General features: G+C 56.0%; 1 protein-coding gene. It reads left to right on the top strand.

Annotation, left to right across the window (positions count from 1 at the left end):
* The coding region (locus ASG38_RS17890) for a hypothetical protein (protein ID WP_162239639.1) at positions 1 to 252 on the top strand (252 nt) is incomplete at both ends.

Below are 252 nucleotides of genomic sequence, written 5' to 3'. Positions count from 1 at the left end.
CAGTATCCCGGCTGCGGCTACGCTTACTGCGACCGATGCTTGCGGAACTGCGACTGTAACTTTTGCCGAGACCAGAACCGATGGTACCTGCGCCGGAAGCTACACCCTTACTAGAAAATGGACGGCTACTGACCTTTGCGGAAATACTGCGGAGCACACTCAGGTAGTGACCGTAACAGATACCCAGGCTCCTGCATTCGCCGGAACATTGCCTGCTGCCGAAGTGGCTGCGTCTTGCGACAGTATACCTGT

Origin of the sequence: Flavobacterium sp. Leaf359 (assembly GCF_001423985.1) — a bacterium.
Classification (GTDB): domain Bacteria; phylum Bacteroidota; class Bacteroidia; order Flavobacteriales; family Flavobacteriaceae; genus Flavobacterium; species Flavobacterium lindanitolerans.
The sequence above is the reverse complement of the archived record's forward strand: the minus strand, read 5'-3'. Positions and strand labels throughout refer to the sequence as shown.